The sequence below is a fragment of the Streptomyces amritsarensis genome, from assembly GCF_001953875.1.
GTDB lineage: Bacteria > Actinomycetota > Actinomycetes > Streptomycetales > Streptomycetaceae > Streptomyces > Streptomyces amritsarensis.
In genome coordinates this window covers 119,454-140,704 of record NZ_MQUR01000005.1, presented here as the reverse complement: position 1 = coordinate 140,704, position 21,251 = coordinate 119,454, and the positions used below count along the sequence as shown (strand labels likewise).

Genomic DNA, 21,251 nt, shown 5'->3' with positions numbered 1-21,251 from the left:
CGGTGCGCCACAACCCTGGACGGCCACCCGGCCGGGAGGGCAGGTGGGGGAACGGTGCCGAGTCAGGTCCCAGCCCTCGCCCTCTGAACAGGTCGAGAGATTGAGGAAGACTCCCGTGTCCCACGTACCCACGCCGGCCGTCGAGCCGCAGCATTCCTTCAACTCCGAGTCGGACGTCGTTGATCACCGACGCATCGGTGAACGCCTTCGTCCGCCCGCCTCGCAGGCGGTGATCGACAAGAGCGTCGCCGCCGGCATCGCGGCCGGGCTGAGCCAGGAGCTGGCCGAGACACTGACAGCTGCCGCTGCCGACCAGCAGCAGCTTCGCCAGGCCCTGCGCTCGCCGAAGGTGCAGCGCTTCGGCTCCGAGGAGTTCACGTACATCGAATTCGACGTCGTGACCTGGCGAGTTCTGCCGTCGCCGGACAACATCCGGTTCGAGGACGCGCACGCTCGCGGCACGATCGGCATGCCTCGATTCGGGGCTGTCGGGGAGCAGGCGCTGCTCACCTTCGAGATGGACTCCGCCGACAAGCTGATCGACGCGATGGCTCCGCGGATCACCGACATGGAGGAGAACAACCCGCACGTCGAATCCATCCTCGACCGCGGTATCGAAACGCCGGGATGGCTGAGCGCCGTCCGGGTGATCACGGACCTGGGCGCCGTGACCAGGCTGGAGTCCACGGATGGGTTCGGCCGTACCGTGGCCAGCCACAAGGGCCTCGGCATCACGTTCAAGGACGTCGCGTGGAACCTGCGTCCCGGAAGCCGCCGCGCGACCAACCTGCTCCGAGACCTTGTGGAGTGGGCCGGCAGCGACATGGTCTCGGACGAGCAGGCTCGAGCGGTCCGCTGCTCGATCATGCCCAACGCCCGGGTGATCATCGGCTTCTCGGCCCCGCGCGGGTTCGACCGGGCTCGCCGGCGGTTCGTGGCGCACCTGCACATGGCGCCCCCCATGAACTTCTCCACCGCGACGACGCTGAACGCCAAGGCGAACGCCGCGGTGGACAACCTCTACGAGCGCGGTCTGCTCCCCGTCCCCAGCGGGATGACCGCGGAAGGGGTCCGCGACGTCCTCGACGGTTCGGACCGCGAGCACGGCCTTCTCCCCGACCAGGTCGCCGTCCTGGCCTGCGGGGCCCTCAACCCTCACCAGAACAAGCGCCAGGCCCGTGCGGTCAACGAGGCGATCGTCGACCTCACCGGCGCGAAGCCCAGGCTGGAGGAGCGCACCCAGCTGGCCGCCGAGGTCGCCCTGCGGCGCTTCCCTGCGGACAAGCGGCTCACCGCCCTTCGCTCGTCGCTCGACCGGGCCTGGCGCTGGTCGGTACTGCGCGGCGTCGAGCTGACTTTCGGCGAGCCGCTCGACCTGCTGGCCGAGGCGCGTCGCGAACTCGTACAGGCCGGTGACGCTGCCGGTCCTGCCACCGCCGAACTCGCGACGCTTGCCAGCTACCACCTGGTCGGGGGCCGCACCCAGCTGCTGATCCGTTCCGAGTTCGGCCCCCGCGGCAGCAACATCGAGCCCCAGCAGATCATGCGGCAGATGGCCAAGAGCGACGTCGGCCTGCGCCAGCTGTGCCAGATCGTTCTGGACGGCCGGGCTGGCCGGGACCCGCAGGAGCTGGCCAAGGGCACCATGCCGCAGGACAAGCGCATCGCGGACGCCGAGATCCTCAGCCCTGATCGGCTGCGCGAAGTCGCCGACCTGTCCGACGGGGAAGGCATCACGCGCCTCACCCCCGAGGACCGATTCGCGGCGGCGCTCAAGGAGTTCGGTGAACGCCTGGACGACCTGCACGACGCGGCCCAGGCGGTCGGCAAGGTGACTGGCGAGGATGGCGTGGCGCTGGTGGACACGTTGGGGTTCAACAACTCCGACGTGCGGGACACGCTCGTCGAGATCACTGACCTCGTCTCGGAGTGGCGAGGCGCACGCCGGCGAGCCGACCGGATGCGGGCCGACCTGGACGAAAGCGGTGACGCCCGATGAAGCGCTCCGCGTACACGCTCACCCCGGAGAACTACGGCACCGCGTGCGATCTCGCTGGCTCCGCGCTGCTGCGGCGCGTCCCGGCCGCCTCGACGGTCCTGCAGATCACTGAGGGTGGGGCTTGGAACGAGTTCTCGACGGGCGTCTACATCGCCGCCGACTTCGAGAACGTCATCCGCTACACCGGGAGCGCGATCCGCGAGGGGTCGGTCGGTGACCGCGTCCAAGAGCACGTACTGCGCGGACGCGCCGCTCGGTGGACCCGCCTGATGCTGGTCCCGCTGGCAGCGGACACCGAGGAAGACCTCGTGCGCAGGATCGAGGGCCGGATCGGAACGGTCCTGCGACCGCTCGACACCAAGCGGCTCCCCACGCTTGGCGCGCCCCGGCGACCTGCCTCGCGCAGGGCCTCCCGGTAACAGGACGAAGAGGACACAGCGAAGCCCCCCACCGCGGAAGCGGTGGGGGGCTTCGCCTTTCTGCGGTCACAGGTCGAAGTCGTGGATGAACTGCTTGGCCGGATCGGGCACGGGGTCAGCCGCGGGCGGCTCCATGCCGACCGACCGGATGTATCCGGTGAGCCCACGCACGCGGCCGATCAGGTAGATGATGGCGACGCTCGCGCCCTCGAGCCTCTGCTCCTGCAGCTCGGTCTTCGCCTCCAGCTCGTCGATCCGCTCGTCGCGCCGGTCGAACTCCTTGTCCATCCGCTCCGTGATGGCCTTGAAGTCGTCCCGCCGGTGGTCTCTCCGCGTCCTGCGCGCCGCGCGTCCGCCCCAGAAGGTGGCGACCGCCGAGGCGACCCCGACGACCCCGCCCGATACGGCGGTCCACAATTCAGCGCTCATCAGCCGCCTCAACTCTCTTGGGCCGTGGGGGCTCGCGCCAGCCGGCGACCACGATCACCGGCACCGCTGCCACTGCCCAGATCAGTGCTGTTACCCACCTCTTCGGGTTGTCGTCCAGTGGCCACCAGCTGACGACGTAGCTGCACATCCACGGGACGACCATCAAGAGGAGGGCGGGGAAAGCCAGCCAGTCGCGGCCTTCGGGCAGCCAGGCGGCGGCCACTGCCACAAGGCCCGCGACGATCCAGCAACATGCCCAGGCGCTCAGGGGCATGAGATACAGCAGAAGACGTATCCCCTGCCGGGTGGGCATTGGCTCGACGAGCTGCCCAAATCCGTACAGCGTCCACAGAGTGCCGAAGCTCGTGAGGAACGCACCGCGCCGGCCGAGCATCCGGCTCGCCCGGCGCAGCACTCGGCACACGACTACACCTCCGAGAGTGCCGCCCGCTCCCGCGCGGGCCTCGGGGAGACCTGGCCTCGGGTGACGAAGCCGAGCACCGCGAGCACGACCGCGTTCCACGCGCCGACAGTCTCGGGACCAACGGTGAAGCCGTAGGCGGCAAGGAGCGCGACGGTGGTGGCCACGAGGCCGGTGAACGCGGCCGGGGCGATGGGCCGGGTGTAGACCGCCGTGACCGCTGCGAGGATGGCGGAAATGGCCGCGACGATGGCGCCGGCCTGTTCACCGGTGAGGCCGAAGTTGAACGTCACGAGCAGGCTGAGCGCGGCGCTGAAGGTCGCGATGACGAGCGCGGGCTCGCGTCCGAAGATGCGCATGGTGATCCTTTTCTGTGAGGTCAGGCAACGGCGGTGAAGCCGCGCTTCCGGCCGAGGCTCGTGAGGGACTTCATGCCGGGGATGCCGTCCGCGTCGCTGCCGGTGAAGCCGAGCCGGAGCTGCCAAGCCTTGTACGCGCGGATGGTGGCGGTGCCGAAGTGGCCGTCGGCGAGGCTGGCGGCGAGGAGGCCTTCGGCCACGAGGGCGTCCTCGACGGTCCGGACGCCCGCGTAGCTGACGGGGGTCCCTGCCTTGGGCGGGTCGACGGAGGCGGCGGAGATGAGGCGGGACAGGTCCACGATCCGCTGGGTCTGCGGCGGGGTGGCGCCGGGTCGGGGGGCGCCGCGGCGGACCCAGTCGTACAGCGGGTCGCCGGGGCAGGTGGTGGCGTATCCGTCGCGGTGGCCGCCGATGTAGTCGCCCGCCTCGCCTTCGGCGCGGAACCACTCGATGGCGTCACGGAGGCCGTGGAGCTGGGCGTCCGTCGGGGTGTCCAGGCCGCCGCCGGCCTTCGCCACGAGGGCGCACACCGAGTAGTGCCGGGTGTTGAGCACCGCGGTCCCGTTCGCACCGCTGCGGTGGTTCGGGCCCCGGCCCTCGTAGATGCTCCCGTGCTCGCAGACGACCGCGTTGTAGGCGATGTCGACGTAGCCCTCCTCGGTGTTCGCGAGGTGGGAGGCGCGGATCGCGCGGACGTAGTCGTCGCACAGGTCGTGTCGGCGGCTGGAGTATTCGCTGCCGAGGTAGTGCACCTTCGTGCCCTCGGTGCTGGCGATGTAGGCGGCGGGAGACGCGGCGGGCAGGCCGTATGCCGATCTGCGGACGAGATCCATGTGTGCTCCAGGGCATGGGGAAGCCCCGGGCTGACGGGCCCGGGGCTGGAGGGTCAGGGCTGAGGGGCCGGGGTCAGCTGGTGGCCTGGGAGACGCAGGTCATGCCCATGGTCACGTTGAGGCTGAGGGAGCCGCCGGAGTTCTGGTTGGCGTGGACCTCGGCGTACTGGCTGGCCGCCGTGAAGATCAGGACTCCCGATGCGACGGCTTGGCAGTTGCCGGACGACTCCACCTGGGTCGTCACGCGGGCGGTGGCCGTGGCGGAGCCGGAGCCGTTGAGCCGCCATTCCGCGCGCGCGTCGTTCGTGCTGAGTCCCGACGGCCAAGAGATGCCGCCGTGCACGATGTACGTCCCGGCGCGTGGGGCGACGAGGCGAGTCGGGTTCGAGATGTTCCACATCGAGGTGTTGTTCGAGCTGCTGATGGCGCTGTAGCTGAGCGCCGTGTAGTTCGATGCGTGGCTGCCGAGGGAGAAGGAGGAATTGACCACCTGGGTGCAGGCGAACAGCCCGACGAGCGGGGTGAACTGGTCGCGGATCTCGGCGTTCATGTAGGCCGCGGTGACGACTTCGCCAACGACCCAGGTCCGGGGAGTGACAACGGCCATCAGTCACGCCTCCCGGGAAGCTGCTCCTCCACCGGCGCGGGCTGCGGCCGGGGATCGCCGGGGATCGGGCGGGGCGCCTTCTCCGCAGCCCGCTCGTGCTTGGCGGGGCGGTCCCAGGAAGGGTCGTCGTCCGCCCACCAGTTCCGCTCGTGCGGAGCGCGGTCCGCCACCTCGGCCTCCGCGGCGGCCGGCTTCGGCGGGAAGAGCACCCTGGCCCAGCCGTAGCCGCACTCCGGGCAGGCGAACCGCGGGTCGGCCGGGGTGACGACCTGGGCGCTGCCGCACACGCAGTCGGCCACCCAGCGGCCGTGGTTGATGCGCGCGTGGATGCTCTGCCCGAGGAGCATCCCTTCCGGGGGCCGGACGCGGCGCTGGGCCTTGTGTTCGTACCAGCGCCACACCAGCTCGGCGGGCGGCACACCGGCCCAGGCGTCCGGCTTCTTGCCCGGCGGCGGGAGGTAGAAGAGTTCGGCCCGCAGGACGGGGATCTGCTTCACGGCACCTCCTAGTAGGCGAGCCGGGTGGTGGAGCCGAGGACGGAGTTCGTCGTGTCGTTGAGCACCCAGACGGCGTCGGTGTTGGTCCGGGACGTGTGAAAGGTGATCAGGTGGGACTCCTGGCCGATCTGCTCGGCGTAGCCCTCGACCGTCGCCGAGATGGTGGGCGCCTCCGCCTCGTCGGGCATGTCGGTCATCTCGATCACGCTGCTGATGTCCGCGTCGAGGAGCGTCCGGTAGGTGGCCAGCGGCATGCTGTACGCCCGGACCGGTACCTCCCTGAGCTCGGGCTGCGGTACGGCGTAGCGGGATACGGACCACCAGGCGGCGTCGATGACCTCGGCGTCCGAGGTCTTGAGGATCGTGACGTCCTTCGGGTACGGGCCGAAGGCGGTGACGGAGGCTTGGGCGACGACGCGCTGAGTCGCGCCGCCGGGCCTTGAGGCCTTGAGCTGGTTGACGAGCTTCTGGTCGTCCACGGGCACGCTGACGTCGTCGGTCTCCAGGTCGGCGTACTGCAGGGTGACGGAGACCGGGGCGTTGTAGCGGACCGTGCGGCTCTGGAACAGGACGGCGTGGCCGTCGCGGTGGCTAGCGAGCCGGCCGCCCTCGGTGCTCTCGACGACGCGCATCATCTCCAGGGCGCTGGAGCCGCCCTCGCCTTGGGAGGCCACGGGCGAGAAGGTGCCGATGGGGTCGACGGCCGCGATCCCGGCGTACCCGGCGAGCCGCAGGATCCGGTACTCGGAGCCCTCGCCCGCGAAGCCGGTGCTGCCCGCGGCATAGTGCGCGGCGAGCAGGACGGGCGGGAAGTTGCCGGTATACATCGCGGCGTGGGCGACGGACCCGTCCCAGAGCTGGTCCGGGAAGCCGCCGATGGCGCAGTAGCGCAGGGCGATCATGAGGGTGATGCTGACCGCGATCGGGGCGCCGCCGTCGATGTAGACCACCTGGGTGAGCTCGTCGTAGACGAAGTGGTGCCAGGCCCCGTTGGCGAGGTTGACCGCGGTGACCACCGTGGCGGTCCGGGTGCCGCCGACGTTGGTGTGCTCGATCGTGAGGTAGCCGGAGCCGTTGAGGGTGAAGACCAGCTGATGCTGTGAGGTCTGGCTGCGGAAGGCGAGGAGGCGGCGGCTGGCCACGGTGGTCTGGAACCAGCATTCGAAGGTGATGTAGTCGTTGGTGGTCTCGGTCTCGGCGGTGGCGCCCATGTCGGCGTCCAGCCGCAGACCGTTGGCGGCGCCCGCCGGTGCGAGCTTGAGGGCGGTCTGTGCCGTCGCTGCGGGGCCCTGCTGCTCGCCGAAGGTGAGGGTCCCGCCCGAGCCGACCTGGACGGGGACGAGGGATCCGGCACCGTCGCCGGCCAGGTCGCCGGCGGATGCGGAGGTCGACGGCTCGGTCAGCGGGTAGTAGATCGTGGGGTCGGCGAGCTGGATCTCCTCGGTGAGGAGCGAGCTGAGCTGGGGCAGGCGGGCCAGGTACTTGAAGAGGTCGGTGGCGGTGAGCGACACCTCCGACTGCAGACCCCTCCAGGAGGACCCCCAGTCGTTGACGGTTCCGTAGAAGCGCCAGTGGACCTCGGCCCCGGCGCTGTCGAACGTGGTGGCGGAGGCGCCCTCTTCGACTTGGACGTCGTCGAGCCAGACCTTGTCGCCGAGGACCGGGGAGGTCACGGAGGTGGTCAGCTCGACGATGTGGGTCCCGGAGGTCGCGGTGAAGCTGAGGGAGATCCGTTCCCAGGCGTTGGTGGTGGCCGAGGCCGTGCCGGCGGAGCCGCCGACCAGGCGCCAGCGCACGGACGGGTCCCCGGTGGGGACCCAGACGTAGCCGGAGAGCGTGTACGTCTTGCCGATCTCCAGCCCGTGGACAGTCTGCTGCAGCCCTCCCCCGGTGCCGGAGGCGACCCACTCCACGAGGTTCGACCAGGAGCCGGAGTGCGCGCGGGTGGCGTCCTGGCCCCAAGCGGTGAGGCCGGCCGAGGACGGGAGCCAGACGGTGTCGGGGTCGGTCTCGAAGCTGGGGATCCGGATCAGATTCTTCTCGGCCGTGACGATGCCGTACTGGATCGGGCAGTTGGGCCGGACGAACGGGTAGTAGGGGGAGGTGGCCAGCCCGGCCGAGAACCGCCCGTCCAGGTTGTCGAGGGCGAGGCTCATGGTGCTGGGCTGGGTCTGCGACAGCTCGTCCGAGGCGCCGCGCGTGATCCGGATCCCGGCGCTCAGGTCGACGTAGGAGGTGATGTCGGTCCAGTCGACGGAGAGGGCGGTGGGCGCGAATCCGAAGGCGACGCGGAGCACCATCCTCATGCCGCTCACGCCATGATCACCCCCTCGGCCAGGCCGTAGTTCCGCTGGAGTTCCCGGAGGATTTTCCGGATCTGCTGCGCCGTCGACAGGGGGTCGAGGGCTCCGTTGACGGTGACGTTGACCTGCATGCCGGAGGCGGCTGCGGGGCGGGGCGCCGCGGCCAGGGCTCCGACGCTGCGGCCGAGGGCGGGCGCTCCCGGACGTCCTTCGTTGAGGGCGTCGAGGAAGCCGATGCCGACCCGGTCTACGGCGGCCGCGCGCACTACGTACTCGCCGTCGGAGAGCATGCGGGGCACGCTGTCCGAGGTGCTGGTTCCGGGGCCCCGGATCAGGCCGCCCGTGGCGAAGCCGGGGAGGTAGCCGAAGATGGGCGCGACCGTGGCGAGCTTGCGGATGACGTTGATGTAGACGGTCTCGTCCCTGATGGACTTGAGGTCGGACTTGGCCCCGGCGACCTTCCGTTCGAGGTCGGCCTTGTTCGCGAGGATCGCGGCGCGCTTCTCCGGGGGCACCGTCTTGAGGTCGCGGTTGGCCTGGGCGATCTGGGCCTGCCAGCTGGAGATGTTCATCTGGAGGCGGTTCTCCCGCAGGCGCGGGAGGACCGAGTTGGAGAAGGCCCGGGTCTGGTTCTCCGCGACCTGGAGGCCGGCGACGAACGTCTGCTTGAACTGGTCGAAGTCGCGGCCGGCGTTCTGCAGTTTGGGGCCGAGGCCGGGGATCCAGCCGAACGCGGCGATGGCGCCGCCGAGGATTCCGTCCAGGACCCCGAGGGTGATCATGGCCAGGTAGCGGAAGCCCCGGATGACCTCGGGCAGCATGTTGAGCGCGCCTTCGGTGATCGTGATCATGGCGTTGGCGCCCTGGCGGCCCAGCTCCATGAACTGGATCTTGTTCTCCTCGACCCAGCGGTGCAGTCGCTGCAGTGGTCCTTGGGCGTCCTTGACCCCGGCCAGGGAGGGGAGGAAGGCGTTGACGATGGCCCGGCCGGCGGCCTTGAAGCTGTCGGCCATGATGCCGCCGACGATCATGAGCGCCTTGAGCCCGAAGGTCAGGTCGTCGAAGACCGGCTTGAGCAGCCGGGCGCCGATGGCCAGGGCGTCCAGCGCGTTCGTCGCGACTTTCCCGAAGAGCGTCATCTGTTCGCCGAGGAACGGGCCGAAGGTGCGGGCGACTTCGCCCGAAAGGCGGCCGATCGCCGGAAGGATCTGGTTGATCATCCCGAAGAGGCCGTCGAGGAACTTCGAGGATCCCCCGATCCCGCGCTCCAGCCCCTGGAACATGCCGGGCAGGCCCTTGCCCAGCAGGTCGGAGATCCCGCTGGAAAGCGACTTCAGGGTGGGGCCGCTGGCGGCGCCGAACTGGAGGAAGCCGCGCGCCAGACCGCCGAGCCCGCCCGTCAGGTCACGGACGAAGACGTTTCCCAGCTGAAGGACGGTGGAGAAGTCCTTCTTGAACCCGCTGTCCTTCATCAGCCGGCCGGCTCCGGCCGCCGCGTCACCGAACCCCTTGCCCATCCGGACCATGGAGTCGCCCAGGATGTCGACCAAGGGGCCGGCTTCCTTCACGGCGGTGGTGAAGCCCGGCAGCATCACCTTCTGGATCCGGTCTCCGAGCCCCGCGAACTCACGCTTGGTGGAGACGAGTTCCTTGGTGAAGGCCCGCGCCTCGGGGGTCAGACCCTTGAGCGCGGCGGCGTACTCCTTCTTCCCCTTCCCCGCCGCCTCCATGGCCTCGGGGATCCCGGAGAAGCCGAGCTTGAGGGTGCCGGCCGCTGCCGCGCCGCCCACGAGCATGGGCACGAGCGCGCCGAGCGCGGGGAGCAGGGACAGGCCCGCGATGGCGGCGACGACCCCCATGGCCCCGCCCAGGCCGCCGCCCTTGCTGCCGACCGCGACGGCGGCGTCGCCAGCGGCGGATCCCAGCTCGGCCAGTCGCGGCGCTGTCCGGCGCGCGTTCCCGCCGAGGCGCGAGGTGCTCTCGCTCGATGAGGAGGCCGCGGTGCCGACGTCCCGGACCTCGGGGCTCGCCTGCGCCGACGCCTGCGCGAGCTGTTCGGCGGCGGCCGCCGCCGTCACGAAGCGGCCGCGCAGGTCGCGGATCCTCCCGTTGGAGTCGCGGGTGAACTGGGCGACGCTCTCGTTGGCGTCGTCCGCCGCGGCGCCGATCGCGCCGACCTCCGGAGCGGCGGCGCTCGCCTGCTGCCCCAGCGCCTCAGCGGCCTGGCCCGCCGAGGTGAGGTTCCCGCCCAGCTCCTGGAGCTGGCCGCCGGCGCCGCGGGTGAACGCCCGCAGCTCGCCGCCGCTGGCCTCGACGGCGTCGTTGATGCGCCGGTGGAAGTGGTCGGCGGACTCGCCGATGCGGCGGAAGACGGGAGAGAGCTGGTCGTTCCCGTCGAGGATGAAGGCCATCCGCTCAGCCATCGGCCGCCACCGCCTTCGCCTGGGAGAGGTGGTCGTCGATCCAGTCGCAGAGGACTTCGAACTCTTCGACGGTCAGGTCGTCGATGTCCCGGGGGCCGAGGTGGAGCAGGTGGGCGAAGAGCCCGATGTACCTCAGCCGGAGGCGGCCGAGGTCTCCACGGTCTCTTTTGGGGGCTCCGCGGCGTCCTTCAGGGCGCCCTCGACGAGGGCCTCGTCGAGGGCGTAGGCCTTGAGTTCCGCGACCGCCTGCGCGCGCTGGCCCTCGGGCAGCTTGACGATCTCGGCGGCGTAGGAGGCCACCTCGCGGGCGTCGAACCGGGAGGTGAGGGAGTCGACCGGCGGGTCGAACTCGCTCCAGCGGAGCGAGGGCTGCCCCCGCTTCATGAGCACCCAGACGATTCCGCGCAGGGCGGTCGGCTCATCGTCGCGGACGCCGAGTTTGATCTCGCCCCACTTCATGTCGGTGGTGCGCTCGACGATCTGCGCCTCCGAGGTGCGGACGGACCGCATGTCGAAGTGCTGCTCTTCCCCGTCGTCATCGGGGCGGTACACGATGATCAATGTCCGGTCCTGTCTAGTCGATGCGTCGGCGGATGTCGCCGAGGATCCGCTCGACCTCGCGCTCCATGCGGGGCCGGTGGCGGCGGATGGTCTGCTCCCACCACAGAGGCGTCGTGGTCTGGGTCGCCCACCTGCGGCGGTTGCCGTACACGGGGTGACGGATCCGGCCGGTGTTCATGACCTTGGGCATCCCCCGGAGATCCGGCGGGAGCGCGGCCCGGTCGATCCAGACCCGCGCGCCGGGGTTGCCCGTGGTGCGCACGGACAGGCGGATGGCCGCCGCGATGGTCGCGCGCAGGGGGCGGGTCGTCGGTGAGGGGCCGCCTCTGCCCGCGGCGCCCGTACTGCGGATGGGCAGGGAGCGGACGGTGCGCTGCAGGTCGTTGCGCAGGGGTTCGGCGGCCCGGCGGATACGCCGGTGCATGGAGGACCGGACCGCTTCCTCGTTGATCGCCCGCATCCGCCGGGAGAGTTCCAGCAGAGCGCCCGTGTTGAGGATCCGGATGTCGCCGGTCACGTCACACCGCGGTGTCGGTCGACATGTACTCGATGGCCACCGGGTTCGTGCCGTCGAAGAGGGCGGTGAACTGGTACGACGGCTTGATGACCTCGAAGCCGTCGATGGTCGGCGGCGCCTCGTCGATCTTGATGGCGGGGAGGACGATCCTGAAGGTCTCGAAGTAGGTGCTGGCGATGTTCGGGCCGATGAACTCGATGACCAGCGACGTCGCCGCGTCCGAGGTGTGCAGGTCGTCGAGGGTGGTGGCGACGTAGTCGGTCTCGACCGTTCCCGTCACCTTGACCAGGTCATTCGAAATCGGCTGCGCCTTCAGCCCGGAGGCCCCCGCGTAGAAACGATCGGTCGCCATCGGCCGCTCGATCTTGACGCTGAACTTCCGCACGCCGTCGAGCGCCGTCTCCGAGGCGAACGTCCCCGCCCGGATGGCCAGCTGCCCGAAGTGGAACGGGTTCCGCAACGGGTAGGACGCGGACGCGAGCGTCTGGGCCTCCGAGCAGTCCCGGCCGTCGATCTCCCACGACGACATAAGCATGCCGCCGACCTCGCACGAGAACTCCGCCGAAGTGACCTTGCAGCCGGTGAACGACTTGTCGGTGACCGTGCCGGTCGTCAGCGGCACGCCCTTCTGGATCGTCAGGAACTTCCCGAAGCTGTCGGCCAGGGTGTGCGTCTGCAGATAGGCGATCGTCGCGGCCTGCTGGACCGGGGAGACCGTGGTGCCCATCAGGGCCTGCAGCAGGAGGCCCATCCCGGTGTTGGTGACCTCCAGGTCGACAGACCCCGACACCTCCTTCTGGGTGAGGACGCGCCGCGCCGACAGCGCCATGAGGCGCCCGGCCGCCACGCCGGCGGACTGGGCCGTCGTCTTCTTGAGGACCAGGCTCTCCTTCGTGAACTCGAGGAAGCGCGTGGGCGCCACGAAGGTGCCGTAGGTGGACTCGGCGACGATGCCGAGCTGGCCGCCGAGGCCGGATCCGATCGCCATCAGTCGTCACCCTTCACGGTCTTGGCCGCGGCCTTCGCCGGGGCGGTCTTGGGTTCCTCGACGGGCTCCCAGTTCACGGGCTGGCAGACGTAGCCGTCATAGCGGGCGTCCGGCACCTCGACGACCTCGTCCGGCTCGACGGTGCGGCCAAGCTCGGGGACCGTAACGGTGGAGGGCCCGATGAAGCGGACCTTGGCCATGTGCTGCTCCTTGTGTTCAGATGCGGGCCCGACAGCGGACCGTGAAGGCGAGGCCGGCCAGCACGCCGTCCGACTGGATCTGGAAGAGGTCGCCCGTGGTCAGGTGAGCCCACAGGACGGCGCCGTTCAGGGTCGGCGCCTGGGGGGCGGCCGGTGTCGCGCGCAGGGCGTTCTCCAGCTCTCCCGCGATCTCGAAGCACCGGCGGCGCCGGGCGCCCATGTCGCTGCCGCCGGCCCGGGTCTCGATGTAGCCGGAGACGTCGAAGTTCTCGTCGCGGGTCCGGGCGCCCGCAGCGTTGAAGTCCTGGGCGATGCTCACGACACTGTCGGCGCCGGGCTGGTAGCCGACGAACAGGCAGTCCGAGGCGGTGAGGTTGTTGGTGGGCGGGCCGTCCACGATCCGTACCCCGGTGAGGCCGGGCGCGGCCTGCAGGATCGCGAGCAGGGCATCGACTGCGGCGGGCACGGCGGAGGTGGCCATCACGCCACCCCCGGCGGGAGCCGGTGCGGCTCCATCAGCTGCAGCGCCCGGTTCGGGATCGCGTACCCGAATCCAGCGATCGGCTCGGTGACCGCGAAGTCCTCGCCGCCGCCGAGGCCGGACAGCGCGCGCGACGCCCCGTACTGGGTCCGCCAGAGGTGCTGCAGGATGATGCGCGCCGCGGAGGACAGGTTCGCCGGCACGATCGTCCGGCCTGCGACGTAGGTGACGCGCAGGAGCGGCCCGTAGAGCCGCCCGCCGTCCAGACGGCGGAGGACGCCGTTGCTGTCGACGTCCAGGCTGACGGCCGCGTAGGACTCTCCCCCGGTCTGCACCACGGCGGCCGAGGTGACGGAAAGAACGGGAGTACGGCGCAGGGCAACCCCGGCGGCGCCCCCGCGTCCGATGGTGTGGTCCTCGACGACGGTCCGGCGGACGCACGGCCCGCAGAGCCCCTCGACGAGCTCGGTGACGGACTCCAGCCACTCGCGCAGCTGCTCGTCCGCGGACGTGTCGCCGGCCGGGATCTGCAGGTGGCGGCGGCCGTCGGCCAGGCTGAGGATCAGCGGCGGTACGGCGGCGCGCACGTCGAACATGTCGGTGTACGCGGCGGCCGGGGTACCGAAGACCCAGCGGGCTCCGTGCCGTCCTGCCTGGGTGGTTGGGTAGTCGACTTGGTACTCGCCATCGCTGCCCGGCGGGTTCGTCACGCTCGGCGTGGCGGTCGTGCCGTCCGGCAGGGTGACGGTGAGGGCGACGGTGGCCGCGTTGGTGAGCGTGCCGCCCGGGTTCCGGCATTCGGCCCGCAGGCGGACGGTGTCACCGAGGTCGAACGGCATCGCTCACCCCCTCACGACCTGGTCGGAGGCATGCGCCGCGGCCAGCCGAGCAGCACGTCGACCGCGTAGAGGCCTCCCGTGGAGGGGGTGCCCGTGACCGTCGAGACGACCCGGAGGTACCGCTGCTGCCCGGTGTAGCCGATCTCGTGGACGCGGTCGTCGTTCGCCGAGGTGATCGCGGGCTCGGTGCCCTGGAGGAACTCGTCCGCGACGGCCGTCCAGTCGGTGCCGTTCGGCGAGTCCTGGACCTGGATGGTGTGGGTGCCGTCAGTGACGACGCCGGCATTGACGACGACCATCGCCGAACGGGCCGCGTCACCGTGGAGCAGCAGGTCCACCGTCGTGCCGGTCACCGTGGCAGCGTGGAGCGCCGGGGCGATCGTGGACCGCGCGACCAGCGTGTTGAAGAGGCTCCGCCTCATGACTGCGCCTCCTCGGTCTCGGCGGCCCCCTGCGGCTCGCCTTCGGCCTGCGTCTCCGCGCTCTCCTGCGGCTTCTCAGTCGGCGCGGGCTTGGAGGTGGCCGCCTTCCTCGCGGCCGTCTTCCGGCCGGTCAGGGACCGCCGTTCGCCGGGCTCGGCCGTGGCCCGCTCGACCTGTGGGGTCCGGTCGTAGACGTATGCCTCGGCGTCCTCGAAGAGCGTCTCGCGGCCCTTGATGACCGGGTCCGAGGCGTCCACCAGCTGCCCGGCCGGGACCACGCGGGGCACACCATTCACCGAGACGGCGAACGAGGCCTTGCTGCGCTTGATCGTCATGACTCCTTCTCTCCAGCACGAAGGGCCGGGGGACACCCCCCGGCCCTTCGAATTGCTCTTCTGGTTACGCCGCTTCGGGCGGCAGATCCGCATATCTGGCGAGAAGCTCACGAGCCCACGCCACCTTGTCCGTGACCCTCTGCCCCGATGGCTGTGACCGAGTCCAGAGCTCCAGGTTCTCGATCCGGTTGTCGGAGCGGACTCCGTTCTTGTGGTGCACGTTCTCTTCTTTGTCCAGCTCACGGCCGAGGTGCGCTTCCATTACGAGCCGGTGCTCCGCGTACCGCTGGCCCCTACGCAGGGTGTGGTACCGATAGCCCCGGGGGTCCTCCGTCCCCCCGCTGAAGTCTCCACGGAGCAGGCGTTGCCGAACCTCGTCGAGGGTCTTTTGCGGTCGGGGCGGAGCCGAGCCCAGAGGGTCCCCGTACAGTCTCCAGCGATTCCAGTGGGCTGGGCAGTACGTGCGCGCATGCGCCGCCGCCTCGCAGCCATCCACTGAGCATTCGCCGTTCGTTCCGTTCGGAGCCCGTCGATACTCCGCCTCCCCCGGAGAGCCAGTCTTCTGCCAGCGGGTGTAGTGCATGGAGCACATCCGCCGGGCGAGCTCTCGCTTGTCACAACCGTCGATGGAGCACGGTTCGTTGCCCTTGCGTCCCATGCCTTGAAGTTAGCTTCCTCAAGGCATGGGCGTTGCCATAACGAGCTAGGCCGTAGTGGCAACATTGAGCAGGCGAACCGCAGAATCGTTCACCACATCGGAGCCGACGCGGTAGTACGCGAACCAACCGCGCTGGCCGGAGGGCCGGTTGTTGCCGGTGGCGAAGAGGTGCGGGATGAACTCGACGGTCATCCCGACCCTGTCGGCGATCACGAAGGCCGACAGGTCGCCGTAGGCGAGGAGGTAGTTGTTCGCGGTGGCCGCGGCGCTGAACGTGCCGTCCATGTCCTCCGCCTCCAGAGCCGGGCGGCCCACCAGCATCGGCGGGACGTCGGCACCGATGCGCTCCCACATCTGGGATCCACCGGAGGTGTCGAACTGACGGATGAGGTTGTAGACCGCCCGGTTCGCGACCCAGGAGGCGTTGGCCCGGTAGCGCGCCGGGAGGGCGTTGTCGAGCTTGTAGACGTCGGCCGCCGCGAACGTCTCCACCGTGGTGGGCGCGACCTCGCTGCTGCCGCCGGCCAGGGCGGTGACCAGGCCGGTGGGCTGACCCGAGCCGGAGCCGGTGATGAAGGCGGCGGATTCGAGGGTGTCCTTGCCGAAGGCGAGCAGGCGCGCGACCTCCTGGGTGACGTTGGCCTCGTCCTCCAGCGCCTCGATCGAGATCGGCACGAACCCCGAGGCCTTGTGGACCGGCACGGTGGGCTGCGCCCAGGTGGTCGAGTCGTCGGAGACCTCGGCGGCTTCGGCGTCCCAGCTCCAGGACACAGCGCCCGAGGAGACGCCGTTCCAGACGTCGCCGGTCGCGACGACCTTGCGGGCCGCCTCGCGCAGCGGGTTGGTGGATCCGTTCGCGGTGATGATCACCGTCGGGTCCAGCTGGAAGGGCACCAGGTAGCCGCCCGCGTTGTCGGTGAGGCTCATGGCCCGCTCGAGGGCGCGCTGCTCCTCGGGGGTGATCATGTGGCCCTTGCCGGACGCGCACTTGGACCAGGCCCGCATGTACTCCGGGGAGCTGGTGGCGAGGCACAGCTTGGCGAGGCGGGAGTCGCCGTCGTCCCACCGCTCGATGATGACGGAGGCGGCCTGGCGTACCCGGTCGTCGGCGCCGCTCATCCGCTCGATCGCCGACAGGGAGCGGGCGCGCAGCTCGCGGGCGACCTGGGCCTTGGTCTGGCCGAAGGTGCGGACCTCGGACAGGTCCCAGGGGTTGCGGAAGCGCTGCTCCTCGACGGAGTCGGGGTGCAGGATCGGGTCGAGGTCGTAGCCGTCGCGTGCCGAGGTCGGGGTGCCGCCCTCGATGCGGGTGGCGGCCGGGCGGCGCTCGGTGGCCGTGGTGGCCGAGCGGACGCGCTCGAGGGCGGCCTTGCGCTCCAGCTGGCGGCGGTGGTCGTCGACCTCGGCGAACTCGCGGGTGAGCTCGTCGAAGACCTGCTCGTCGGCGGAGGTGAGTTCGGGCTGCTCGCCGAGCCGTTCGAGTTCGGCCTGGATGTCCTTGAGGCGGATCACCGCCTGGGAGTGGGAAAGCTCCATGATCAGTTGTCCTCTGCGATGGGCGCCAGCTTGTCCGCCATGAGTCCCGCGATCTCGCGGATCTGCTCTCGGAGGAGTGCTGACCTGGTGGTGTCGGGTGTCGACGGGTGCCCATCGGAGGGCGGCGCGTCAGAGGTGCCGGGGGCAGGCGGGTGCTCGCGTTCGAGCGGCGCGCCTTGGGTGGTGGTCTGGTGTGCCGGGTGCCCTGGAGTGGGCGGCGCGGCGTTCTGGCGGACGCGGCGGAGGGTGTCGCGGACGGTGTCCGCGAGCTTCTCCGGGTCGGTCGCGGGGCTGAGGTCGACGACGAGGTGCTCCCCGCGGGTGATGTCTCCGGGGCGGCCGAACAGGAGGGAGGTGGCGACCTCGCGGCGCAGGTCCGGGTCGTCGGGCACGGTCGGCGCTGCGGCGTCGCGGGCGAGGGACTGGCGGATCTGCCGGGTCATGTCGCCGCTGCGGGCCAGTTCGTCGGCCATTCCCCGGGCGCGCACGGACACCGAGGTGCCGGCGTAGGCCGGGAAGACGACCGGGCCGAGTTCGCGGCACTTCAGCTCGACGAGTTCGCGCCGGAGCGGGCCGCGGTCTCCGGGCATCCAGAGGAGGTCCATGAGCTCCTCGGGCTTGACCAGCTTGCCCGCGGCGTCCCGCCATTCGTCCCGGACGACTTCGAACCGGAAGCTCATGCCGGTGACGGTCTGGTTGGCGATGGCCTCCCGTACCGGCTCGATCAGCCAGTTTTCCGAGAGGCGAGCCTGTACGTACAGGCCTTCGTCGTCCTCGCGGAGATCCTCGATCGCCCCGATGGGGATGGAGCCGATCAGCGGGTGGTGGCCGTGGTCGAACTGCATGACCGGGGTGCTCTCGCGGATCGTCTTGCGGAAGGCGCCCTTGCGGATCGTCTCCGTGAAGGTGCCCTCCCAGGAGTCGATCTCGGTGTCCCGGCCGAAGACGGCGGCGTACCCGGACAGGGTTCGTCCATCTCCGTCGTCGGGCTCGGCGGCCGCCCGGAAGCGGAACGGCGCCGACCGGGTCAGGTCGCGCGCGACGGCGTGCACGGTGCCCGTCATGGGCCCTCCTCGTCAGTCGGTGGCGCCGGCGGGGGCGTCGGCAGGTTGGAGCCCGGCGGTTGGAGCTGGACGGAGAAGTAGCCGGTGTGGACGAGGAGGCTGAAGTCCTCGGAGTCGACGGCGGCCACAGCGGAGGCGGGGGTGAACCCGGCGTCGGCCAGGGCGCGGATGGTCTGCGCCCTTCGCCAGGTGATGTCGGCCGCGTCTTTGCGGTCCTCCCGGAGGAAGGGGACGTCGCGGGGGTCGTACCAGAGCCGGATGGCACCGCTTCCGCCGCTGCCGGGCGGGCGGACCAGGTGGGAGAAGGAGCCGGCCGCGTTGGCCCACAGGGGGTGGATCGTGCCGTCGGCGAACCGGCGGCGGGCCTGGCTGTAGTTGGAGTAAGTGGCGGCCGCCAGGCCCTCGGACAGGCCGACGATGACGGGCGGTACGCCGGCGGCGGCCGCGATGCGGGTCTCCCCCGCGCCCTGGACGCGGCTGAAGTCCATCTGAGCGAAGCTGTTGCCGACCACGGTGACGTCAGCACCGCCGCCCAGGTACAGCGTCTTGTAGGCGTTCTCGGCGCCGCGGTGGCCCGTGTCCATCCTGGCCTTGAACTTCTCGAACGCCTCGGGGCTGACCTCGCGGTCCAGGCGGACGACGAGGTTCGGGGTGGCCGCGTTCTCGAAGAAGCGCTGTTTGTGCGCCGACATGAGGCCGTCGCTGGTGGTCTCCCGGATGACCGGGGTCAGCCAGGACATCCCCCGGTAGGTGGCCAGAGGGTCGGGCCGGGGCGCGAAGTGGGCGACCTCGTCCGGGAGGAAGGGGACCGGGTCGGCACCGCTGCCGGGACCCCCCTCGCAGTAGAGATAGCCGAGTCGGCGCCAGCCCAGCGTCCCCCCGCGCACGGTCCGGCGTTCGAGGATGATCTGCACCCAGTCGGGGCGCATCCGTACCAGCTCGTCCGCGTCGCGGGCCCAGTAGCTGTTGCCGGCCAGGTCCGCGTCCTGGATGACCCGGGTGAGGAGATCCTGGGTTGTGCCGCCCACCCAGGGCGTCTCCAGCAGCTGCAGGTCGGAGGTCCCGAACATCTCGCTCGGGCGGCCATTGTTCAGCCGCTGCCACTGGAAGCGGGTGGAGGAGAAGACGTCTTGCCGGACGGACAGGCAGGCGGCGAGGACGCCGTTGGTGGCCGCACGGATCGCGTAGCCCCGGAAGTCGGACGGAACGGGCTCGGCGGCCTGGCCGGGCATCGTCTGCTGGACACCAGACGGGTAGTAGGTGCTCCCTCCGAACTGGAACGAGTTGATGTAGTCCTCGAGGCTGCTGATCTGCCGCTCGGCGGAGGCCTGGGGGCGGCTGCGTGCCGCTCGCCACAGATTGGTCACGTCCGGCCCCTTCCGCTGCCCTGGGGCGGGTCGACGTCGGCGAGGAGCAGGTTGTAGGCGACGAGCAGGACGCCCGCGACGGCCAGGCCGACCGCGAGGCCGAGGCCGAGCCCGGCGCCAACGGCGACCAGGGCGCCTCCGGCGGCCGTTCCGGCGCGGGCCCGAGCGGCACGGCTTACAGATATGCGACCCACGGCTCCGGCTCCTCTTCCTCGTCCACCCGAGTCCGCAGCCCCCACGCCGCCAAGGTCGCGGCGACCAGCGGACTGATGTCGACGGAGACACCGCGGCGGGCCCAGGCCCAGGCCTCGCCCAGGTCGCGCTTCCGGGCGCCCGCCAGGGCGGCGGCGAGCGGCGCCTGGTCGAGGTGCACGAGGGTCTGCTCGGTGACGGCGTCGTAGAACTGGCCGCAGGCCTGGGCGACTTCGCGGACCCTGGGGACGGTCACCTTCAGCCCGGCCCGCTCCAGGTCGGGGATAAGCGCTCCGGCCGGGCCTCCCCCGTCCACGACCCAGGCGCACGGGTTCCAGCGTTCTTGCAGGTCAACGGCACGTTCGACGATCCAGCCGGTGCCGGGTCGGTGGTCGACGACCTCGACGTGCACCGCGCTGCCCGACGCGCCGGCCACGCAGATCGCGGCGTGGGACCGCTCCGGGGTCATGTCGATCGAGAAGGCGACGGGGTCCGAGGGCTTCGACTCGCCGTCGGTCAGGGCCCGCCAGGCGTCCTGCCCGATGACCGACCACGTCTCCGCCTTGTCGGAGGGATAGTCGCCGGCGCCCAGGCGCTCGCGGGCGAAGACCTGGGAGGACATCGACAGCCGTTCGCGCTCCACGTGCTCCTCCGAGATCCGGTATCCCATCGCCGGGTTGGCTCGGGCCCAGGCCGCCGGGTTCCCGGCGTCGTCGTGTGCGGTGCAGTCCGCGGGGCATTCCGCGAGGTGCGTCTCTACCGACCACTCGAAGTACGCGAGGGAGGGGTCGGGTTCGCCCGCCATGGCTCCCAGCGCGCGCTCGCGCAGGCGGGCCAGCTGGACCGAGGGCCCGCCGATCCCGGCGGAGCCGAGGTACCAGATCTGCGGGTTGGGGCGGGCCGACATGGTGGGCATCAGCGCGCCCACCGCCTCGTCGCCGAGGATCATGGCTTCGTCGAGGATGTTGCAGTCGCCGGAGAAGCCGCGGCCGGAGCCGCCCGAGCGGGCGAGGAACCGGAGCCGCTGGCCGGTGATGAGCTCGATGGACTCCTCGCCGGTCGTCCGCCGTACCCGGGCGACGCGCTTGCGCAGGGTGTCGCAGTTCGTGACGAGGGCCGTGACCCGCCGGAACGCCTCGATCGCGGTCTTGAACTCGTGGGCGCTGTGAAGGATCAGCTGCTCACCCAGCAGGAAGAGCCCGGCCAGTTCCCGGGCCTCGATGACGCCGCCCTTGCCGTTCTGGCGGGGGACGTTCACCGCCACCTCGAACGCGGACCAGCTGCCGTCAGCCCGCTCGCCGAGGCCTTGGTCGAGGACGTACCTCTGCCACGGGTCGAGCTGGAGGCCCGCCATCGCGGCGAGCTCGGCGGCCTCCTGGCCCGAGGAGGACACGAACGGCGGGGCCGCGTAGAGCCGGGGCCGCTGACTGCCAGTGAGCACCGGCCTAGGCGCCGCGCCGTTGGGCACGTCGAGCAGCGAGGTCATCGAGCCCATCCCCCTCCGCCTTGCCGGGCGCGACGAGGCGCAGCTTGTCGAGGGTGGCTCTGAGTTCGCGGCCGACGACGGCCGCGCTGGTCGGGGTGCCGGTCTCGTCGAGGTGGCGGGCCAGGGTGATCGCCAGCTCGGCGAGGCCGGGCGCTATTTCGGCGACGCCGAGTTCGGTGATCTCTGCGCGGGTGGCCGCCTCGACCTCGCTCATGATCACCGCCGCTCGATGTCACAGAGGGTGATCGACTACGGAGAGTCGCTATTTACCGAGTTCGAGGTTCCGGGTGATTAGTGGCTTTCAAATCGGCCGCG

The 21,251-nt window shown here is 70.6% G+C and carries 25 protein-coding genes; 2 read left to right on the top strand and 23 right to left on the bottom strand.

Annotated elements, in window-relative coordinates; translation table 11 throughout:
- Positions 1-115: 115 nt before the first annotated feature.
- Both AVW11_RS04105 and AVW11_RS04100 read left to right on the top strand, forming a co-directional pair.
- Entirely contained in the window at positions 116-1,999 is a 1,884-nt protein-coding gene (locus AVW11_RS04105) for a hypothetical protein (protein ID WP_076043256.1), read from the top strand.
- Positions 1,996-2,418: a hypothetical protein gene (locus tag AVW11_RS04100; RefSeq protein WP_076043255.1), complete on the top strand. Its 423-nt coding sequence runs from the start codon at positions 1,996-1,998 to the stop codon at positions 2,416-2,418. Before AVW11_RS04105 ends, AVW11_RS04100 begins: the two co-directional genes overlap by 4 nt.
- A 66-nt stretch (positions 2,419-2,484) precedes the next feature.
- On the opposite strand, the gene AVW11_RS04095 is transcribed toward AVW11_RS04100, so the two are convergent.
- The 23 genes from AVW11_RS04095 to AVW11_RS03985 all read right to left on the bottom strand — a co-directional run bounded on the left by AVW11_RS04095 (position 2,485) and on the right by AVW11_RS03985 (position 21,150).
- Positions 2,485-2,847, bottom strand: coding sequence for a hypothetical protein (locus tag AVW11_RS04095; RefSeq protein WP_143568804.1), 363 nt, complete (start codon positions 2,845-2,847; stop codon positions 2,485-2,487).
- Positions 2,837-3,271, bottom strand: a complete 435-nt coding sequence (locus AVW11_RS04090) for a hypothetical protein (RefSeq protein ID WP_076043253.1) — start codon at positions 3,269-3,271, stop codon at positions 2,837-2,839. The genes AVW11_RS04095 and AVW11_RS04090 overlap by 11 nt, the downstream gene beginning before the upstream one ends.
- Positions 3,272-3,273: 2 nt before the next feature.
- On the bottom strand, positions 3,274-3,627 hold the full coding sequence (locus tag AVW11_RS04085; protein ID WP_076043252.1) for a hypothetical protein: 354 nt from the start codon (positions 3,625-3,627) through the stop codon (positions 3,274-3,276).
- Positions 3,628-3,647: 20 nt separating this feature from the next.
- Complete coding sequence (locus tag AVW11_RS04080) at positions 3,648-4,460, bottom strand: N-acetylmuramoyl-L-alanine amidase (protein ID WP_076043251.1); 813 nt, start codon at positions 4,458-4,460, stop codon at positions 3,648-3,650.
- 73 nt (positions 4,461-4,533) lie between these two features.
- Positions 4,534-5,067 carry a hypothetical protein gene (locus AVW11_RS04075; protein WP_076043250.1) on the bottom strand — a complete coding sequence of 178 codons (534 nt, stop codon included), beginning with the start codon at positions 5,065-5,067 and terminating at the stop codon, positions 4,534-4,536.
- Positions 5,067-5,564: a hypothetical protein gene (locus AVW11_RS04070; RefSeq protein ID WP_076043249.1), complete on the bottom strand. Its 498-nt coding sequence runs from the start codon at positions 5,562-5,564 to the stop codon at positions 5,067-5,069. The genes AVW11_RS04075 and AVW11_RS04070 overlap by 1 nt, the downstream gene beginning before the upstream one ends.
- A gap of 8 nt (positions 5,565-5,572) precedes the next feature.
- Entirely contained in the window at positions 5,573-7,870 is a 2,298-nt protein-coding gene (locus AVW11_RS04065) for a LamG-like jellyroll fold domain-containing protein (protein WP_338058851.1), read from the bottom strand.
- A gap of 5 nt (positions 7,871-7,875) precedes the next feature.
- Complete coding sequence (locus AVW11_RS04060) at positions 7,876-10,290, bottom strand: hypothetical protein (protein WP_143568803.1); 2,415 nt, start codon at positions 10,288-10,290, stop codon at positions 7,876-7,878.
- Between the two features lie 132 nt (positions 10,291-10,422).
- Positions 10,423-10,842 carry a hypothetical protein gene (locus tag AVW11_RS04055; RefSeq protein ID WP_143568802.1) on the bottom strand — a complete coding sequence of 140 codons (420 nt, stop codon included), beginning with the start codon at positions 10,840-10,842 and terminating at the stop codon, positions 10,423-10,425.
- A gap of 22 nt (positions 10,843-10,864) precedes the next feature.
- Positions 10,865-11,368, bottom strand: a complete 504-nt coding sequence (locus AVW11_RS04050; protein ID WP_107423230.1) for a hypothetical protein — start codon at positions 11,366-11,368, stop codon at positions 10,865-10,867.
- 1 nt (position 11,369) lies between these two features.
- On the bottom strand, positions 11,370-12,356 hold the full coding sequence (locus AVW11_RS04045) for a phage tail tube protein (RefSeq protein ID WP_076043246.1): 987 nt from the start codon (positions 12,354-12,356) through the stop codon (positions 11,370-11,372).
- Positions 12,356-12,556 (bottom strand): hypothetical protein, encoded by a 201-nt coding sequence (locus AVW11_RS04040; protein ID WP_076043245.1) that lies wholly within the window; start codon positions 12,554-12,556, stop codon positions 12,356-12,358. The genes AVW11_RS04045 and AVW11_RS04040 overlap by 1 nt, the downstream gene beginning before the upstream one ends.
- A 16-nt stretch (positions 12,557-12,572) precedes the next feature.
- Entirely contained in the window at positions 12,573-13,037 is a 465-nt protein-coding gene (locus AVW11_RS04035) for a hypothetical protein (protein WP_076043244.1), read from the bottom strand.
- Entirely contained in the window at positions 13,037-13,876 is an 840-nt protein-coding gene (locus tag AVW11_RS04030; protein ID WP_076043243.1) for a hypothetical protein, read from the bottom strand. Before AVW11_RS04030 ends, AVW11_RS04035 begins: the two co-directional genes overlap by 1 nt.
- An 11-nt stretch (positions 13,877-13,887) precedes the next feature.
- Positions 13,888-14,298: a hypothetical protein gene (locus tag AVW11_RS04025; protein WP_076043242.1), complete on the bottom strand. Its 411-nt coding sequence runs from the start codon at positions 14,296-14,298 to the stop codon at positions 13,888-13,890.
- Positions 14,295-14,633, bottom strand: a complete 339-nt coding sequence (locus AVW11_RS04020) for a hypothetical protein (RefSeq protein ID WP_076043241.1) — start codon at positions 14,631-14,633, stop codon at positions 14,295-14,297. Before AVW11_RS04020 ends, AVW11_RS04025 begins: the two co-directional genes overlap by 4 nt.
- 64 nt (positions 14,634-14,697) lie before the next feature.
- Positions 14,698-15,216, bottom strand: a complete 519-nt coding sequence (locus AVW11_RS39180; protein ID WP_079250505.1) for an HNH endonuclease signature motif containing protein — start codon at positions 15,214-15,216, stop codon at positions 14,698-14,700.
- Positions 15,217-15,336: 120 nt separating this feature from the next.
- Positions 15,337-16,827, bottom strand: a complete 1,491-nt coding sequence (locus AVW11_RS04010; RefSeq protein ID WP_076043239.1) for a phage major capsid protein — start codon at positions 16,825-16,827, stop codon at positions 15,337-15,339.
- A gap of 2 nt (positions 16,828-16,829) precedes the next feature.
- The gene (locus tag AVW11_RS04005) at positions 16,830-17,891 is read right to left on the bottom strand and encodes an HK97 family phage prohead protease (RefSeq protein ID WP_076043238.1); all 1,062 of its coding nucleotides are present in this window, start codon (positions 17,889-17,891) and stop codon (positions 16,830-16,832) included.
- On the bottom strand, positions 17,888-19,258 hold the full coding sequence (locus tag AVW11_RS04000) for a phage portal protein (protein ID WP_076043237.1): 1,371 nt from the start codon (positions 19,256-19,258) through the stop codon (positions 17,888-17,890). The genes AVW11_RS04005 and AVW11_RS04000 overlap by 4 nt, the downstream gene beginning before the upstream one ends.
- Complete coding sequence (locus tag AVW11_RS03995; RefSeq protein WP_076043236.1) at positions 19,255-19,452, bottom strand: hypothetical protein; 198 nt, start codon at positions 19,450-19,452, stop codon at positions 19,255-19,257. Before AVW11_RS03995 ends, AVW11_RS04000 begins: the two co-directional genes overlap by 4 nt.
- On the bottom strand, positions 19,434-20,945 hold the full coding sequence (locus AVW11_RS03990) for a terminase (protein ID WP_240528122.1): 1,512 nt from the start codon (positions 20,943-20,945) through the stop codon (positions 19,434-19,436). Before AVW11_RS03990 ends, AVW11_RS03995 begins: the two co-directional genes overlap by 19 nt.
- Positions 20,896-21,150: a hypothetical protein gene (locus AVW11_RS03985; RefSeq protein ID WP_079250504.1), complete on the bottom strand. Its 255-nt coding sequence runs from the start codon at positions 21,148-21,150 to the stop codon at positions 20,896-20,898. The genes AVW11_RS03990 and AVW11_RS03985 overlap by 50 nt, the downstream gene beginning before the upstream one ends.
- Positions 21,151-21,251: the final 101 nt, after the last annotated feature.